Origin of the sequence: Mesorhizobium sp. B2-4-15 (assembly GCF_006658505.1) — a bacterium.
GTDB lineage: Bacteria > Pseudomonadota > Alphaproteobacteria > Rhizobiales > Rhizobiaceae > Mesorhizobium.
Map to the genome: position 1 here is coordinate 135,803 of NZ_VFUZ01000002.1, position 16,639 is coordinate 152,441.

At 63.0% G+C, this 16,639-nt stretch carries 19 protein-coding genes; 14 read left to right on the forward strand and 5 right to left on the reverse strand.

The features are described from left to right. Positions 1–6: 6 nt before the first annotated feature. Both FJ930_RS02965 and FJ930_RS02970 read left to right on the forward strand, forming a co-directional pair. Positions 7–360 (forward strand): nuclear transport factor 2 family protein, encoded by a 354-nt coding sequence (locus FJ930_RS02965; RefSeq protein WP_141834637.1) that lies wholly within the window; start codon positions 7–9, stop codon positions 358–360. A gap of 192 nt (positions 361–552) precedes the next feature. Then, a complete protein-coding gene (locus tag FJ930_RS02970) occupies positions 553–906 on the forward strand; it encodes an ArsC family reductase (RefSeq protein WP_141834641.1) in 354 nt (117 codons plus the stop codon). Positions 907–1,104: 198 nt separating this feature from the next. On the opposite strand, the gene FJ930_RS02980 is transcribed toward FJ930_RS02970, so the two are convergent. From FJ930_RS02980 to FJ930_RS02990, 3 genes are read right to left on the reverse strand one after another with little or no spacing between them, the layout of a single operon-like run. Further along, complete coding sequence (locus FJ930_RS02980) at positions 1,105–1,458, reverse strand: DUF488 domain-containing protein (protein WP_141834644.1); 354 nt, start codon at positions 1,456–1,458, stop codon at positions 1,105–1,107. A gap of 18 nt (positions 1,459–1,476) precedes the next feature. Beyond that, entirely contained in the window at positions 1,477–2,733 is a 1,257-nt protein-coding gene (locus FJ930_RS02985; protein WP_141834646.1) for an aminopeptidase, read from the reverse strand. Next, positions 2,730–3,722 (reverse strand): LysR substrate-binding domain-containing protein, encoded by a 993-nt coding sequence (locus FJ930_RS02990; protein WP_141834649.1) that lies wholly within the window; start codon positions 3,720–3,722, stop codon positions 2,730–2,732. Before FJ930_RS02990 ends, FJ930_RS02985 begins: the two co-directional genes overlap by 4 nt. A gap of 92 nt (positions 3,723–3,814) precedes the next feature. Between FJ930_RS02990 and FJ930_RS02995 the strand changes: the two genes are divergently transcribed. The 3 genes from FJ930_RS02995 (at position 3,815) to sbmA (ending at position 6,692) form a co-directional block, all read left to right on the forward strand. Then, the gene (locus FJ930_RS02995) at positions 3,815–4,039 is read left to right on the forward strand and encodes a propionyl-CoA synthetase (protein WP_141834652.1); all 225 of its coding nucleotides are present in this window, start codon (positions 3,815–3,817) and stop codon (positions 4,037–4,039) included. A 118-nt stretch (positions 4,040–4,157) separates the two neighbouring features. Then, positions 4,158–5,318: a YbfB/YjiJ family MFS transporter gene (locus FJ930_RS03000; RefSeq protein WP_141834657.1), complete on the forward strand. Its 1,161-nt coding sequence runs from the start codon at positions 4,158–4,160 to the stop codon at positions 5,316–5,318. A gap of 114 nt (positions 5,319–5,432) precedes the next feature. Next, the gene (sbmA, locus tag FJ930_RS03005; protein ID WP_141834660.1) at positions 5,433–6,692 is read left to right on the forward strand and encodes a peptide antibiotic transporter SbmA; all 1,260 of its coding nucleotides are present in this window, start codon (positions 5,433–5,435) and stop codon (positions 6,690–6,692) included. A gap of 22 nt (positions 6,693–6,714) precedes the next feature. Here the strand turns inward: sbmA and FJ930_RS03010 are convergent, their stop codons facing one another. Continuing rightward, the gene (locus FJ930_RS03010) at positions 6,715–7,716 is read right to left on the reverse strand and encodes a polysaccharide deacetylase (RefSeq protein ID WP_141835121.1); all 1,002 of its coding nucleotides are present in this window, start codon (positions 7,714–7,716) and stop codon (positions 6,715–6,717) included. A 214-nt stretch (positions 7,717–7,930) separates the two neighbouring features. Between FJ930_RS03010 and FJ930_RS03015 the strand changes: the two genes are divergently transcribed. Both FJ930_RS03015 and der read left to right on the forward strand, forming a co-directional pair. Beyond that, positions 7,931–8,596, forward strand: coding sequence for a tetratricopeptide repeat protein (locus FJ930_RS03015; RefSeq protein ID WP_141834663.1), 666 nt, complete (start codon positions 7,931–7,933; stop codon positions 8,594–8,596). A gap of 6 nt (positions 8,597–8,602) precedes the next feature. Next, positions 8,603–10,039, forward strand: a complete 1,437-nt coding sequence (gene der, locus FJ930_RS03020; RefSeq protein WP_141834666.1) for a ribosome biogenesis GTPase Der — start codon at positions 8,603–8,605, stop codon at positions 10,037–10,039. Positions 10,040–10,052: 13 nt separating this feature from the next. On the opposite strand, the gene FJ930_RS03025 is transcribed toward der, so the two are convergent. Next, positions 10,053–10,976, reverse strand: coding sequence for a LysR substrate-binding domain-containing protein (locus FJ930_RS03025; protein ID WP_141834669.1), 924 nt, complete (start codon positions 10,974–10,976; stop codon positions 10,053–10,055). Between the two features lie 120 nt (positions 10,977–11,096). Here FJ930_RS03025 and FJ930_RS03030 point away from each other — a divergent pair, with 120 nt between their 5' ends. From FJ930_RS03030 to FJ930_RS03060, 7 genes are all read left to right on the forward strand, one after another. Further along, complete coding sequence (locus tag FJ930_RS03030) at positions 11,097–12,464, forward strand: MFS transporter (protein WP_141834672.1); 1,368 nt, start codon at positions 11,097–11,099, stop codon at positions 12,462–12,464. Between the two features lie 68 nt (positions 12,465–12,532). After that, a complete protein-coding gene (locus tag FJ930_RS03035) occupies positions 12,533–13,714 on the forward strand; it encodes a cell wall hydrolase (RefSeq protein WP_141834676.1) in 1,182 nt (393 codons plus the stop codon). Between the two features lie 256 nt (positions 13,715–13,970). Further along, positions 13,971–14,378 (forward strand): AtpZ/AtpI family protein, encoded by a 408-nt coding sequence (locus FJ930_RS03040; RefSeq protein WP_141834679.1) that lies wholly within the window; start codon positions 13,971–13,973, stop codon positions 14,376–14,378. A gap of 54 nt (positions 14,379–14,432) precedes the next feature. Continuing rightward, positions 14,433–15,191, forward strand: a complete 759-nt coding sequence (locus tag FJ930_RS03045) for a F0F1 ATP synthase subunit A (RefSeq protein ID WP_140742608.1) — start codon at positions 14,433–14,435, stop codon at positions 15,189–15,191. 67 nt (positions 15,192–15,258) lie between these two features. Continuing rightward, complete coding sequence (locus FJ930_RS03050) at positions 15,259–15,483, forward strand: F0F1 ATP synthase subunit C (RefSeq protein ID WP_140611028.1); 225 nt, start codon at positions 15,259–15,261, stop codon at positions 15,481–15,483. 59 nt (positions 15,484–15,542) lie between these two features. Then, positions 15,543–16,124 carry a F0F1 ATP synthase subunit B gene (locus tag FJ930_RS03055; protein WP_141834682.1) on the forward strand — a complete coding sequence of 194 codons (582 nt, stop codon included), beginning with the start codon at positions 15,543–15,545 and terminating at the stop codon, positions 16,122–16,124. A gap of 10 nt (positions 16,125–16,134) precedes the next feature. Further along, entirely contained in the window at positions 16,135–16,626 is a 492-nt protein-coding gene (locus FJ930_RS03060) for a F0F1 ATP synthase subunit B (protein WP_141834684.1), read from the forward strand. Positions 16,627–16,639 lie beyond the last annotated feature (13 nt).

Below are 16,639 nucleotides of genomic sequence, written 5' to 3' on the forward strand. Positions count from 1 at the left end.
ACACAAATGACTATCGCGGAAATTGCCAAGGATTTCACCGAACTCCTCAAGCAGGGTGATCACGTCGGTGCTGCCGAAAAGTACAATGCCGACGATATCGCCAGTTACGAGGCCATGGAGGGGCCGATGGCCGTCAGCCACGGCAAGGAGGCCCTCAAGCAGAAGGGCCAGTGGTGGCAAGAGAACAACGAAGTGCACGGCGGCTCCGTCGAAGGCCCTTATGTCAACGGCGACCAGTTCGCCGTGCGCTTCACGTTTGACATAACGCCCAAGGCTACGGGCGAGCGCGTCACCATGGATGAAGTTGCACTTTACACGGTCAAGAACGGCAAGATCACCGAAGAGCGCTTCTACTATTGAGGCAATGCCGTCGGCTTTCCGGAGTCTGCTTTCTTCGCCGCAGGATGAAAAAACAGCATGGCGGCCGGGGCAATGCCCTGGCCGTCATGCAAGGTTCCAAATCGTCTTCACATAGGGTGCGGGCTGGAAAAGCGGGAAGGGCGGTTTTAGGGTGCGGGACGGATTCGACAGCCGGCCCAGGGGAAGCACGCTTTGACGATCACCATGTACGGCATCACCAACTGTGACACGATCAAGAAGGCGCGCGTCTGGCTGGAGAGCCATGACGTGCCTTATCGTTTCCATGACTATCGGGCCGAAGGGATCGAAGCGGGCAGGCTGAATGACTGGGTCGGCAAGGTCGGCTGGGAAAAGCTGCTCAACAAGGGCAGCACCACATTCCGCGAGCTGCCGGAGGCAGACAAGCAATCGCTCGACGAAAAGAAGGCCAAGGCGCTGATGCTGGCCAAGCCGACGATGATCAAGCGCCCGGTGCTGGAACTCGGCGACAGTATTCTCGTCGGGTTCAAGCCGGATGTCTATGAGCAGGCGGTTGGTGCAAAGTAGATAGGCGGCGATCCTTCGCGCCCCTCTGTCCTGCCGGACATCCCCCACAAGGAGGGAGATTGGCAGCTCCGCTGTCCGACCTTCGTCTTCAACGTTGAAAATTGGCGAAAGCCGTCGCGACATCAATCTCCCCCCTTTTGGGGGAGATGTCCGGCAGGACAGAGGGGGGCGCTGTCCCGCCAGCTTTCAAAAACCGTTTCAATCCCCGCGCAAGTACCCTGCCAGCGCCACCGCATTGTTGTGCGCCTCGTCATGCGCTCCGTAGAGCAACGTCACCCCGCCTTTGCCAAGCAAGGCACGCAACTCCGCCACTGCTTGGTCATTGCCGTCGAGCTCGGCTCTGTACCGCTTCTGGAACTCTTCCCATCGCGCCGGCTCGTGGCCGAACCATTTGCGCAGGTCGTCGCTCGGTGCGATGTCCTTCAGCCATTGCGTCAGCGCGGCGTCCTGCTTGCTGACACCACGCGGCCAGATGCGGTCGACCAGGACGCGTTGGCCATCGCCGGGTTCCGGCGTTTCATAGACGCGCTTCACCTTGATGTCGAAGGCCATCACACCTCCACGGCTCGCTCAGGCCCATTCGCCCTTGCGCATCACCGGCACGCGGCTGCCGTCCTTATTGACGCCGTCAATGTCGATCTTGTCCGAGCCGATCATCCAGTCGATGTGGATGAAGCTCTTGTTGCCGCCGCGCGCCGCGATCTCGTCCTGGCTGAGCGAGGCGCCGTTGACGAAGCATTTCGAATAGCATTGGCCAAGCGCGATGTGGCAGGCGGCGTTCTCGTCGAACAGCGTGTTGAAGAACAACAGCCCGCTCTTCGAGATCGGGGAGGAATGCGGCACCAGTGCCACTTCGCCGAGGCGGCGCGCGCCTTCGTCGGTGTCGAGCACTTTCTTCAAGACATCCTCGCCCTTCGACGCCTTGGCCTCGACGATCCTGCCTTCTTCGAAACGCACCGAGATCTCGTCGATCAGCGTGCCCTGGTAGGACAGCGGTTTCGTGGAGGAGACATGGCCTTCGACGCGCCTTGCATGCGGCGTGGTGAAGACTTCCTCGGTCGGGATGTTGGGGTTGCAGGTGATGCCGTTCTTGGCCGTCGAGGCGCCGCCCATCCACTCATGGCCGTCCGCCAACCCGACCGTCAGGTCGGTGCCCGGTCCGGTGAAGTGCAGGGCGTGGAAATTATGGCCGTTGAGCCATTCGGTGCGGCCGCGCAGTGCTGCGTTGTGCGCCTTCCAGTTGCCGATCGGATCCTCGACGTCGACTCTCGAGGCGGCGAAGATGGCGTCGGCGAGCTTCGCCACGGCGACATCGTCGGCGTCGTCCGGGAAGACTTGCCTGGCCCAGGCCAGATCGGGATAAGCGATAATGTTCCAGTTGATGTCGAAGCCGGTGATCTTTTCCAGCGCCGGCTGGTAGGCCACCGAATTGGCCTTGTTGGCGCGCGCCACCTTGGCCGGGTCCTGCGCCGACAACAGCGAGGGATCCTCGCCGCGCACGGCAAGCCGCGCCGCATTGTTGGAAAAGGCCTTCGCCATGCCCTCATACAGCCAGCCGGCGGCGCGGTCGAAGCCGGCCTCGGCGCCGAAGCGGTAGCGCGCCAGCGTTATCTCGTCATCGTTGAAGATCGGCGTCACCAGTCCGGCGCCGGCCTTGTAGGCGTGTTCGACGATGCGCCTGGTCAGCGGCAGCGCCGCGATCGACGATGTCAGCACCAGATCCTGTCCGGGTTGCAATTGCAGGCCTACCTTGATGGCGACCTCCGCCAGCCTGTCGAGCTTCACCGGGTCGATCGTTGCGGAAACGCCGCGCGAATGTGTGGTCATGATCCTGCCTGTCGTAGTGGGATGTCTCGTTCAACATAGACCGGTGCCACGCCGCTTTCCACCGCGTTCGTGCCAGCAGGTCCTGCAGTCGCCGATCCGAACTGCGCCATCGTCGCCTCGATCTCTTCCTTGATCCAGACCTTGAAGTCCCGGACCTTGCGGCTTTCGGTCTTGGCCGACGAGGTGACCAGCCAATAGCCGAGCCCGCTCTGGGCGCGGACCCCGAACGGCGCCACCAGCCGCCCGTCGGCCAGTGCATCGGCCGTCAGCAACTGCCAGCCCAGCATCACGCCATGGCCGGCGATCGCCGATTCCAGGCACAGCATCGGATCGGTGAAGCGCGCGCCTTTCTGGAAGGTGACGGGCGGAACGCCGGCGGCGGCGAACCAGCTTTCCCAGTTGATCATCGCCCGTTCGTCGGTGATGGCGCAGGTCAGCGCCAAATCCTCGATCGATTTCAATTTGCCAGCGATCGATGGCGCGCAGACCGGGAAGATCTCCTGCGCCAAAAGCAGTTCTGCTCGCCCGCCCGGCCATTTGCCGTCGCCAAGCCGGATGGCGATGTCGATGTCGGAATGGTCGAGATTGGCCAGACGCACGGAGGCGTCGATGCGGAGCAGCACATTGGGATGCCGGGTGAAGTGGCGCGACAGCCGCGGCAGCAGCCATTTCGAGGCGAAGGCCGGTGCCACCGAAACCACCAGCGTGCATTGGGTCGCCTCATCGGCCAGCGCCACCGCGTGGGCAAGCTCGCGAAACCCCGCGCCAAGGCGGGTGGCGAAGAGGGCGCCGAATTCGGTCAGCACCAGACCGCTCGCCGTGCGCTCGAACAGCGCCTGGCCGAGTTGCTTTTCAGTGCGGCTTATCTGCTGGCTCACGGCGCTGACGGAAACGTTGAGCTCGCCGGCGGCCGCCGCGAGCGACCCGAGACGGGCGACGGTTTCGACGGCGCGAAGGCCGTTGAGATGGATGCGGTTGAGCATGGCCATTTGAGTTTTTCTAAACCGACCCGACCGAAATCTCAATTGAAAGACAGGCCGAAACGACCGACCTTGTTGATGGGAGACCCGCGGAGCCGGAAATGTTGAGGTTGTTGTCGTCGCTGAAGGTCATGTTCGCCGCGAATGCGTCGCATGAGCCACGCTGCGACGGCGATACGCGGAGATGGCTGACCGATCCGCTGTCGCATCCGGTGCTGAACACCATGTCGCAGCGTGAACTCGCTGACGTGCCGTTCAGGCTGACGGCGCGGCGGACCGTGCATGAGACCGCTTCATTTCACGCCGGTTTCGGCGGCCGCTGCTGAACGGACGCCACGCGTTCGGGATCAAGCAAAAGTCGAGCGGAGCATGGCGCGCCAAGGCTCCGCTGGCCCAATGAAAGGCGGATTGTTTCACCGGTCGCTGCATTTATTGTGCGCTGCAATGAAATCGGCCAACTCCACAGCGCTGCGTTTCGCCTTCGCAGGCATGATTGCCATGGCAGTGGCCATGGGCATCGGCCGTTTCGTCTATACGCCGATCCTGCCCGGCATGATGGAAGAACTGCATCTGTCGCCGGCCAATGCCGGGTGGATCGCTTCCGCCAATTATCTCGGCTACCTCGTCGGCGCGCTTGCCGCGGCTGGCGGTTGGGCGCATGGGCGCGAGCGTTTGCTGATGCTGACAGGTCTTGGCGCCAGCACCGTGCTTGCCGCGCTGATGGGGCTGACCGACACAATGGTCGCCTTTCTCGTCATCCGTTTTCTGGCGGGTCTCGCCAGCGCCTTCGTCATGGTATTCATGGCCAGCATCGTTTTCAGCCATATTGCCGCCGCCGGTCGTGGCGACCTGCAGGCCTGGCATTTTGGCGGCGTCGGCCTTGGTATCGCGATATCGGCGGCGATGATGGCGGTGCTGGTCACCGGGCATGCCGGCTGGGCAGCCGGCTGGCTCTGGTCGGCGGCCATTTCGGCATGTGGTTTCGTGGTCGTCGCGCTCTTGGCAAACGAAGGCCCGCTCGCCAATGGCGAAACCAGCCGCGAGCCGGCACTGCCGAAAGACCGGTCGCTGATGAAGGTCATCGTCGCCTACGGCCTGTTTGGGTTTGGCTATGTGGTGACCGCGACATTCCTGGTCGCCATCGTCCGGCAAGGCGGTGGCAGCCGCGTTTTCGAGGCCATGGTGTGGATGGTCGCCGGCCTCGCTGGCTTTCCCTCGACCTGGCTCTGGCAGAAGATCGCCACGCGGATCGGGCTCTATGGCGCCTATGCGCTGGCGTGCTTCATCGAGGTGATCGGCGTCACTGCCAGCGTGGCGCTTGGCGGATATTCGGGGCCACTGCTTGGCGGCCTGCTGCTCGGCGGCACCTTCATTGCCATCACCGCGCTCGGCCTGCAGGCAGCGCGGCAGCAGGCGCCAAGGGCGCCCCGGCGCATCTTTGCCTTGATGACGGCGTCGTTCGGCCTTGGCCAGATCATCGGCCCCATCGCCGCCGGGTTTCTGGCCCAGATGTCAGGCGATTTCTTTCTCGCTTCGATCGTCGCCGCGGCCCTGCTGGTCGTTTCCGGCGTCATCACCTGGTCGGCCGCGCCAAAATCGCCATGATTTGTGGTCTTGCTCTGTGCCGGGTATCGGGCAGGCATTTTCTTTCCCCCTAATGTGTGACTTTATGCCCGCCATCATCAGCTGATTTGCGCATCGATCGAGGAATTCGCCCCAGTGTTCGTATCCTTCTTCCCGCGGCCGAAGCTCTTCTTTTCTTCGGCCGCCGTCTGGAGCCTTGCGGCGATCCTGTTCTGGTTTTTTGGTGGTGAGCAACTGGGAGCTGTGTTTGGCCTGCCGCCGGCCGCTGCGGGGACACCGCCGATCATCGGCATCGCCGTTCTGGTGTCGAAGCCGTTCCTCTGGTTCTACATCTATTTCGTGGCATGCGTGGCCATCTTCTACGCGTTCTGGGCTTGGTACTCGCCGCATCCATGGCAGAATTGGTCGATCTTGATGACCGCGGTCATCCTGTTCTTCATCTATTTCAATGTGCAGGTCAGTGTCGCCGTCAACGCTTGGTACGGCCCTTTCTTTGATTATGTGCAAGGGCTGATGTCGGGGACGGGAAAGTCTACCAATGGCGAGTTCTACACCGGACTGGCCGACTTCTCGTGGCTTGCGCTGGTGGGCATGAACGTGCAGGTCGTCAATGCCTTCATCGTCAGCCACTGGATCTTCCGCTGGCGCACGGCGATGAACAACTATTTCATCGAGAACTGGACCAGACTGCGTCATATCGAGGGCGCCTCGCAGCGCATCCAGGAAGACACGATGCGGTTCTCGCAGATCATGGAAGATCTGGGCTCCAGCTTCGTCCAGTCGATCATGACCTTGATCGCCTTCTTGCCGGTCATGATCCAGTTGCAGGCCCATATCAGCGAATTGCCGATCGTCGGCGCGATTCCGCAGCCGCTGGTGGTCGCGGCGCTCGCCTGGTGTCTGTTCGGAACGATCTCGGTGATGATTGCCGGCCTGAAACTTCCGGGGCTGCAATTCCGCAACCAGCGTGTCGAAGCCGCTTACCGCAAGGAGCTCGTTTACGGCGAGGATCACGCGGACCGGGCGCAACCCGCCACCACGGCCGAGCTGTTTGCTAATGTCCGACACAACTATTTCAGGCTCTATTTCCATTATATCTATTTCAACGTCGTCCGGTACACCTACTTGCAGGCCGACAACATTTTCTCGCTGCTGATCCTGGGTCCGTCGCTGGTCGCGCACAAGATAACGTTCGGCGCGCTGAACCAGATATCGAATGCGTTCGGCAAGGTGACGGGCTCGCTGCAGTTCCTGCTCACCTCCTGGTCGACCATCGTCGAGCTGCAGTCGGTTCATAAGCGCCTGCGTGCTTTCGAAGCGACGCTGGAAGGCGAACCTCTGCCGGACATTGATCAACGCTACCTTGCTAGACAGGGTGCAGAGGATCCCGCCTGAGGTTCGGAAAGGCGGCGTCGGTTCAGCCGCCCACGGCCTTGGGCTTCATTCCCTGCCGCTCGACATAGTCGCGGAAGCTGATGCACTCGACATCGGACTTCACGCAGACCTCGCCTGCAAAGCGCTCCAGCGCATTCCAGTAGGCGCCGTCATTCATCAGCGTGAAGTGGAAGCCGAGCTCAAGCGGAATGCGCTTGCCCTGGTATTGTGCGTCGAAGGCTGCGCGGAAAGCGTCATACGTCCGGTTGGCGAACTCGTCCACCTGGCTTGGCCGTTCGAAGCCGCCCGAGTGGCGGACATAGAGATTATAGTCCATCGCGATCACTGGCCGCGATTTCGGCCCTTCCGGGATCTGCGGCAGTGAAAAGCGGGTGATGCCGCCGACGGTCGGTGGCCGGGCAGGGCCCTGTGAGACGCCGCTGGCGTCGAACTGGTAGCCGGCGGCGGGCAACGCTTCGTAAAGCGCCTTGCTGGTCGACAGATAGGGGGCACGGAAGCCAATCACCGCATGCCGAGCAAAAGCGTGCCAGCCTTCCGGTTCGGGCGTGATGCCGTTGATCGTGTAGGCGTTCTCGAGAATATGCTCGAACGAGGCGAACTCTTTCAGCCAGTCGGCTTTGCTCCAGTCCTTGCCATCGAAATGGCCACAGGCGTGGCTGGCGATGTCATGGCCCTCACGGGCGGCAAGGCCGATCTGTTCGAGCCGCTCGGCCACTTCCTGCTTGGAGGCGGCAAAGCCGATGTTGGATTTGCCCGCTGACTTGCCTGGCGCGGTGTATTCCTTGCGCGTCTCTGGCGACAGCAGAAAGACACAGGATAGAAAATAGGTGAAATGCGCGCCGGTGCGCTGTGCCAGCGCGCGACTGCGCTTCCACTGCGAGACATCGCGGGCGCTGTCGAACGAGATGATGACGACCTGCTTCGGCTTTGCCGGCATCGGTGGCGCGGGAGGATCGGCCAGAGCCCCGCCGGCGGCGGAGAGCGAGGCAAGCGAGAACGCGACAACGCGACACAAACAAGACACAGGCAAAATTTACAGGCTCCGGCAATCAGAAAGCCGGCTATCGCCTAAATGTGGCGCTGATGCGATTGGCCTTTTCGTCCGTTTGGCCTGGGCAAACATCCGTTTGCCCCGGGGAATAGGCGATTTTCCGGTCGAACCCCTTCCATGCCGACAAAATTTCGCTAAAACGCGGGCTCATGAACCGCCCCGGTCCGGGGCAGGAATGGTTTGATTGATGTCCGACGACAGTTTTATCCGTGAAGTCAACGACGAGATCCGTCGCGAGCAGGCGCAGGCGCTGTGGGACCGTTTCGGCCCGGCCTTGCTTGCCATTGCGGTGCTCGTGGTGCTCGGCACCGCCGCCTTCGTCGGCTATCGCTATTGGGACGAGACACGCGCCAACCGATCCGGCGACGCCTTCTCGCAGGCCCTGAAGCTTGCCAATGACGGCAAGAACGACGAGGCACTGGCCGCGCTCGATCAGTTGGAGAAGGATGGCTACGGCGCCTATCCGCTGCTTGCCCGCATGCGCGCCGCGACCGTCAAGGCGAACAAGGGCGACGTCGATGCCGCCGTCAAGGATTTCGACGAGGTCGCGGCCGACACCGCCATCCCCCAGGGCATTCGCGACATGGCGCGGCTGAGGGCAGCACTTCTGCTTGTCGACCACGGCTCTTTCGCCGATGTCTCCAGCCGCGTCGAGGCGCTGACATCGGACACCAACACGCTGCGTCATACCGCGCGCGAGGCTCTCGGCCTTGCCGCCTGGAAGGAGGGCAAGACCCAGGATGCGCTGAAGCTGTTCGACCAGATCGCCGCCGATGACGGCGCCCCTCGCAACACGCGCGAGCGGGCGACCTTGATGTCCGAGCTGATCCGCGGCTCGGGCAACGCGTCGTGATTTCGGATGACATTCAAGGTAGCCATCATCGGCCGGCCTAACGTCGGCAAATCGACTCTCTTCAATCGGCTGGTCGGAAAGAAGCTTGCGCTTGTCGACGACACACCGGGTGTTACACGCGATCGCCGTGTCCATGCCGCCAAGCTTTACGACCTGCATTTCGACGTCATCGACACCGCCGGTTTCGAGGACGCCGGCGCCTCGACCTTGCCCGGACGCATGCGCGCGCAGACCGAGATCGCCATCCGCGAGGCGGATCTGATCTTCTTCACCATCGACGCCAAATCCGGCCTGCTCCCGGACGACAGGACCTTTGCCGAGATCGTGCGAAAGTCCGGCAAACCGGTCGTTCTGGTCGCCAACAAGGCGGAGGCGAAGGGCGCGCAGGGCGGCATGCTGGAGGCCTGGGAACTCGGCCTCGGCGAGCCGATCCCGGTCTCGGCCGAACACGGCCAGGGCATGCCCGATCTGCGCGATGCGGTCATCGCGGCGCTCGGCGAGGAGCGCGCCTTCGGCGAGGACGATGAGGGCGACGAGGAGGTCGCCGCCAGCGAAGTGTTGATCGGCGAGGACATTGCCGATCCGGATGCCGAGGATGCGCCTGCCTATGATGATACCAAGCCGATGCGCATCGCCGTTGTCGGCCGCCCGAACGCCGGCAAGTCGACGCTGATCAACGCGCTCATCGGCGAGGAGCGGCTGCTGACCGGGCCGGAAGCCGGCATCACCCGCGATTCCATCTCCGTCGATTGGGACTGGCGCGGGCGCCGGATAAAACTGTTCGATACGGCAGGCATGCGCCGCAAGGCCAGGATTCACGAAAAGCTGGAAGTGATGTCGGTGCAGGATGGCTTGCGGGCCATCCGTTTCGCCGAGATCGTCATCATCGTGCTCGATGCCACCATTCCCTTCGAGAAGCAGGATCTGCAGATCGCCGACCTGATCGTCCGCGAGGGCCGGGCGCCGGTGATCGCCTTCAACAAATGGGACCTGATCGACCACCCGCAGGAACTGCTTGCGGAACTGCGCGAGAAGACCGAGCGGCTGCTGCCGCAGGTGCGCGGCATCCAGGCGGTGCCGGTCTCGGCCGAGACCGGGCGTGGCCTCGACAAGCTTATGGACGCGGTATTGAAGACCCACAAGGTCTGGAACAGCCGCGTCTCGACCGGCAAGCTCAACCGCTGGCTCGAGGCCATCCTGGCGCATCACCCGCCGCCCGCCGTTGCCGGGCGCCGGCTGAAGGTCAAATATGTCACCCAGGCCAAGACGCGGCCGCCGGGCTTCGTGGTCCAGTGTTCACGGCCGGACGCGATGCCGCAGTCCTACGTGCGCTATCTCTCCAACAGCCTGCGCGAAGCCTTCGACATGCCCGGCGTGCCGATCCGCATCGCGCTGCGCACCTCGGACAATCCGTTCGCCGGCCGGGCCAAGAAGCGCGGTTGAACCTCGGCGCCGATCAGGCCACGGCCCGCAGACCGGTTTCGCTGGCCCTCGTGTTTTCCGGCAGTGCCTGTCGCGCCGCTTCCATCAATATGTCCGCGAGGCGAGCCGCCACCGGCTCGATTTCGGCATCCCGGCGATGCAGGAACAACGCCATTTTCGGCAGCGCCGGCAGGCCCGCGATCTCCGGCATCATCGCCTTGACGCTGGCCGGCAGGCCGATGTCGGTGCGGATCGTCAGTCCCAGCCCTGCGGCCACTGCCGCCCAGATGCCGCCAAGGCTCTGGCTTGAGAAGGCCATGCGCCAGGGCAGCCCGGCGCGGTCGAGCGTTTCGGTCGCCACCGTGCGCAGAAGGCAGGGCGCCTCAAACGCGACCAGCGGCAGGGGCTCGCCGTCACGCAGGCCGTTCTCGATGCGTTTTGCCGGGCCGATCCAGCGCATTTGAACATCGGCGACGTGCTGGCTGTAAGGCAGTGTGTCGCCGTTGTGCCAGGCGAGTGCGATGTCGAGGCTGCCTGACATCACCCTCTCGGCAAGTTCATGGCTGCGCGCGATCCTGGCTTCGATCTTGACCTTGGGGTGGGCTCGGGCGAAGCGGCCGAGCACGTCGGGCAGCACCGCTTCGCCGAAATCCTCCTGCAGGCCGAGCCGTATCCAGCCTTCCAGTTCGACGTCATGAATGGCCGCCGCCGCCTCGTCGTTCAGGTCGAGCAGCCGGCGCGCATAGCCAAGCATGGTCTCGCCGGCCTCTGTCAAGGCTAGGCCGCGCCCCGATTTGCGGAAGATCGGCGTCGCCGCCTGCTCTTCCAGTTTCTTCAACTGCGCGCTGACCGCCGAGGTCGATCGGCCAAGCCGGTCGGCGGCCTTGGCAAAGCTGCCGAGCTCCATGCCGGTGACGAAACTTCTGAGCACGTCCAGGTCGAATGTCACGCGTTGCATCGGAATAGTCCTGTTTTTCAGGATTAATGGTCAAAAACTTCCTGATTTTAGGGACGGATTTATGGCGATAGAGAGATGCCGTCAAGGTCCAAGTCGCTGGACCGTCACGGGAATGAAATCATGTCCGTTATCGTCGACCGCACCGACCGACAGCCAGCCCAGATCCTGCGAGACGGGACCGCCGGCCTTGCCGGGGGGAAGTTCAAGCCTGGCCATCGGTGGAAAGTCCTGGGCACCGGCGTCGCCGCGAACGCCAGTTTCTCCGCAACTTTCTCCGGCATACCGGCAACGGCCGTCGTGCTTCGCCAGGGCTACCATCTGAGCAACGCCGAACTTGGCGTGGCGCTCGGCCTTCTCGGGCTGGGGGTGGCGCTCAGCGAACTGCCCTGGGGTCTGCTCACCGATCGCTGGGGCGACCGGCGCGTGCTTCTGATCGGGCTCGGCGCGACGGCGACCTGGCTCCTCGCCATGGCGATGCTGGTGGTGCCGACAAAAGCCGGCGTTCCCGATGTCACGCTCCTGTCGGCAAGCCTTCTGCTCGCGGGGCTGCTCGGCGGCAGCGTCAATGGCTCGAGCGGCCGCGCCATCATGGGCTGGTTTCGGGAAAACGAGCGCGGCTTTGCCATGAGCATCCGGCAGACGGCGGTGCCGCTTGGCGGCGGTCTGGGTGCACTCGTCCTGCCTTCGCTTGCCCTGGCGTTCGGCTTTGCCGCCGTATTCGGGCTGCTGGCGGGCGCATCCGCTCTCTCCGCCTTGTTCGCCTGGCGTTGGCTCCACGAACCGCCGACGGCGCCTGGGGAACATGTCGCCTCATCGGCCGCGGCCGGACCGGCGCCCTTGCGCAACATCGAGGTCTGGCGCATCGCGACCGCCATCGGTCTGCTATGCTTCCCACAGGTGGCGGTCCTCACTTTCGCCTCGGTGTTCCTGCACGACTTCGCCGGGCTGGGGACAGCGGCGAGCAGCGCGAGTCTCGCTGCCGTGCAGGTCGGCGCCATGGTCATGCGCGTCTGGAGCGGCCGCTTCACCGACCGCCGTGGCAACCGCCGCCAGTTTCTCCGCTCATGCAGTGCGCTCAGCGCGTTCGCCTTCATGGTGCTTTGGCTGCTGGTCCTGGCCAACCCCGCTGTACCGAGCGGCCAGTCCTTGCTGATCGCGGTTCTTCCCTTGATGCTCATTGTCGCGGGCATCTCGGTTTCCGCCTGGCACGGCGTCGCCTATACAGAGCTCGCCACACTTGCCGGAACCGGCCATGTCGGAACCGCGCTCAGTCTTGCCAACACCTTTGTTTTTGTCGGCTTCTTCCTGGTGCCGGTGGCCATTCCCGGGCTCCTGCATCTCTGGTCGTGGTCCGCAGTCTGGCTGGCGGCCTCCGTCTGCGCCCTGATCGCCCGGCCGGTCTTCCTGCGGCCGGCATTCGCCGCAAAACCGCCCGACTTCGAAGCCACGACCTTGAGCCGATTGAGAAGACCCGATCGATCCCGTTAACGTCCCATCAAGGTTAATGCATCATTTTGCTCTCCAGTGGGGTCAGTAGCGTTCCTGGAGAGAGTTCCGTGCATCGACGTATGTTGAAGCGGCTTGTTGCCGCCGCCGGTGAGAAACGCAGCTTCGTATCCCCGCTCATCATCGGCCTCGGCATCTGGATCGGCTTCCCGACCGTTGCCGCCTACCAGGATATGACAAGCCTGGTGTCCGGTCTTGAAGCGCCGACCGCGCGCTGGAATTCCTATGTCGAAAGGGCCGTTGCGGGTTCGGTTCATGCCGCCGAGATGCCGTTCGTCGATTCCGGTATAACCGGGTCGCTCTCGGGTTCCGGCGTGCGCCTTCCCGGCGTCGGCTCCGTCTCGTTCCGTAGCAAGGGCGGCAAGGTCAGCGCGACGCCGGACGAGGACCGCGTCGTGCGAGCCGACAAGAAGGGCCGCATCGTCCAGGTGTCTCCCGTTGCACCGCCGAAGAACTTCAACGCCGGGTCGATCTTCCAGCGGACCTCCTCCCTGATGCGGCCGACCATGGACAGCGGCCTGAGGATGGCGTTCGCCAAGCCGCAGATCAAAGGCAAGGAAATCCAGATCGCCTCGGAATTCCATGCGCGTGAGGACAAGAAGCCGGATCCCGGCGTGCCGGCCATGCTTGCCGCCCTGGTCAACAACTCCCATCCGGATGTGCTGGCGACCGCCTATGCGCAATCCGCGCCGGATTATGCCAAGGCCTCGCCTTTCGAAGCCCTGCTTCAGGACGAACAGCCCAACAGTGGCCGCTTCATTCCACCGATGGCCAAGGGTGACCATTGGTGGATCCAGAACCCGCTTCCAGCCAGCGTCTTCTCCAAGCCCGAGCAGAAATGCCTGGCCAACGGCATCTATTTCGAGGCGCGCGGCGAATCCGTGCGCGGTCAGGCCGCCGTCGCCCAGGTTATCCTCAACCGCGTCCGCAATCCCGCCTATCCCGACTCGATCTGCGGCGTCGTCTACCAGAACGACAGCTGGTTCAATCGTTGCCAGTTTTCCTTCGCCTGCGACGGCAGGAAGAAGCGCATCGACAATCCTGTCGCCTACAAGACCGCGCAGGATATCGCCATCGCCGTGACCGCCGGCAAGATCTTCATCCCGGAGGTCGGATCGTCGACGCATTACTACGCCCAGTATGTCCATCCGGGCTGGGCGCGCACGATGCAGAAGATGACCAAGATCGGCCTGCATATCTTCTATCGCACCTATGGCGGCGGCTGGAGCTGAGGCTCCGGCAGCCGCCGATCTTTTCATGCGCTTGCGCGGCTGATTGGGGAGCCATTGCCGGGGGGATTCGTGCAACGCATCCCCATCCTCGTGGCGGGCACGATGTCGCACCTCTTTAATGGATTGATTTCATTGCCTAAAATACATGACAATGAACTTCCGCCCGTGGCTTGACGGGCGCAAACCCTCTAACTATGTTGCCGGCGACTTTAGAAGCGGACGGACGGTGACGGTCTGACCGGGCAGGGGGGTTACGATGGCCGATAAAAGCAGGCCAGACGGAACCGGAGAAACCGGCCGCGGCAAGCAGCATGAAGCCGGCATCCGCGATGACGATCTTGAGCGACGTCGGCGTGAACTTGAAGCATCGCTTGCGACAAGGCTGCCGAACCGGCGCGAGGGGAAAGACGGCGCGAAAGCGGGCAGTGCGGCCGGTTATGGCCAGGCGGTCAAACTCTCCAGTGAATTTATCGCTGGCGTGGTGGTGGGCGCCGGCATCGGCTGGATCATCGACCGTATGGCGGGGACATCGCCGTGGGGTCTGATCGTTTTCCTGCTGCTGGGTTTTGGCGCCGGCGTGCTCAATGTCATGCGTTCAGCGGGCGTTGTGGCGGAATTCGGACAGGGCGACAAATCGCGCTCTGACCGGGACGACAGCAAATAGCCGCTCTCGCGGCAATGGTAATTTAGCCGTACGCGGCATTGACGGGGTTAGAACGTGGCAGCTGACAAGGTCGATCCGATCCACCAGTTCCATATCATCAAGCTGATTCCGATTAATATCGGCGGCTACGACCTGTCCTTCACCAATTCGGCGCTGTTCATGGTCGCGACCGTGTTCGTGGCGGCGGCGTTCCTGTTCCTGACGACGTCGAGCAGGAGCCTGATTCCCGGCCGACTGCAGTCGGTCTCCGAGATGGCCTATGAATTCGTCGGCAACATGTTGCGCGACGCCGCCGGCACGCAGGGCATGAAGTTCTTCCCCTTCGTGTTCTCGCTGTTCATGTTCGTGCTGGTCGCCAATCTGCTCGGCCTGTTCCCCTATTTCTTCACCGTTACCAGCCATATCATCGTCACCTTCGGCCTGGCCATCCTGGTGATTGGCACCGTCATCGTCTACGGCTTCATGAAGCATGGCCTTGGCTTCCTGAAGCTGTTCGTGCCGAAGGGCGTGCCCCTCGTGATGATGGTGCTTGTTGTTCCGATCGAGGTGATTTCCTTCGTATCGCGCCCCGTCAGCCTCTCGGTTCGTCTGTTCGCGAACATGCTCGCCGGTCACATCACACTGAAGGTGTTTTCGGGGTTTGTCGTCAGCCTGAGCGCGCTGGGTGCGCTTGGCGTTGCGGGTTCGATCTTGCCGCTGGCCATGGCGGTGGCGTTGACGGCGCTGGAATTGCTCGTGGCGCTCCTGCAGGCCTATGTCTTTGCGGTGCTGACCTGCATGTATCTGAACGACGCCCTGCATCCTTCGCACTAATTGGAGTTTCCGGCATGGCTGCCGGATGGAATCGCAACGGAATTTTAGATCCAAAGGAGTTGAACAAATGGACGTGGAAGCAGCAAAGTACATCGGCGCCGGTATCGCTTGCCTGGGCATGGGTGGCGCGGGTATTGGCCTGGGCAACATCTTCGGCAGCTATCTCTCGGGCGCGCTGCGCAATCCGTCGGCAGCCGATGGCCAGTTCGGCCGTCTGATCTTCGGTTTTGCCGTGACCGAAGCTCTGGGCATTTTCTCCCTTCTCATCGCGCTTCTGGCCCTGTTCAAGTAAGCCTTGCGCCATCTGGCCCAACGTCAAGGCGTTCGGGGCTTGAATTTCGGGGATAGTCCATGTTCGTGACATCTGCCTTTGCGCAAGAGTCCGCGCCTGCCACCACGGAAGGCGACACGCATTTCGGTACCGGCGTGCCTGCGGAAGCACACGGCGCGTTCCCGCCATTCGATCCTGCGACGTTCCCGTCGCAGCTTCTGTGGCTGGCGATCACGTTCGGGCTGTTCTACCTCTTCCTGAAGAGGGTGGTGATGCCGCGTGTCGGCGGCATCATCGACGTCCGCAACGACCGCATCAGTCAGGATCTCGACCATGCGGCCAGGTTGAAGGGCGAGGCCGACGCTGCCGTCGCTGCTTACGAGCAGGAACTGGCGGAAGCCAAGAAGAACGCCAACTCCATCGGTCAGCAGGCCAACGATGCGGCCAAGGCGGAAGCCGAGACCGCTCGCAAGAAGATCGAGGCCGCGCTCGATGAGAAGCTTGGCGAGGCCGAGGCGCGCATTTCTTCCATCAAGGCCAACGCCATGAAGGAAGTCGGCACTATTGCCGAGGACACCGCTTCGGCGATCGTCGAGGCACTTGTCGGCGGCAAGGCCAGCAAGGCCGAGATCGCGGCCGCTGTCAAATCCGTGGCCCGGTGAGGAGCGCATCATGGACGCTACATCTCTCGCAACGCTTTGGGCCACGATCGCCCTCGTCATTTTCGTGGCCATTGCCATCTATATCAAGGTGCCCGGGCTGATCGCCAAGGCACTTGATGCGCGCGCCGCCAGGATCAGCAGCGAGCTCGACGAGGCACGCAAGCTGCGTGACGAGGCTCAGCAACTGCTCGGCCAGTACCAGAAGAAGCGCAAGGAAGCCGAGCAGGAGGCTGCCGCCATCGTCGCGGCCGCCAAGCGCGAAGCCGAACTGCTCGCCGCCGAGGCGCACAAGAAGACCGAGGACTATGTCGCCCGGCGCACCGCGCTGGCCGAACAGAAGATCGGTCAGGCCGAGCGTGAGGCGATCGGCGAAGTGCGTGCCAGCGCCGTCGACATCGCCGTCGAGGCCGCCCGCGCGCTGCTCGCCGCCAAGATCGACGTCAAGGCCGGGGCCGACCTGTTCAAGGCTTCGCTCGCGGATGTGAAGGCCAAGCTGAACTGAGCGGTTCTTGAAC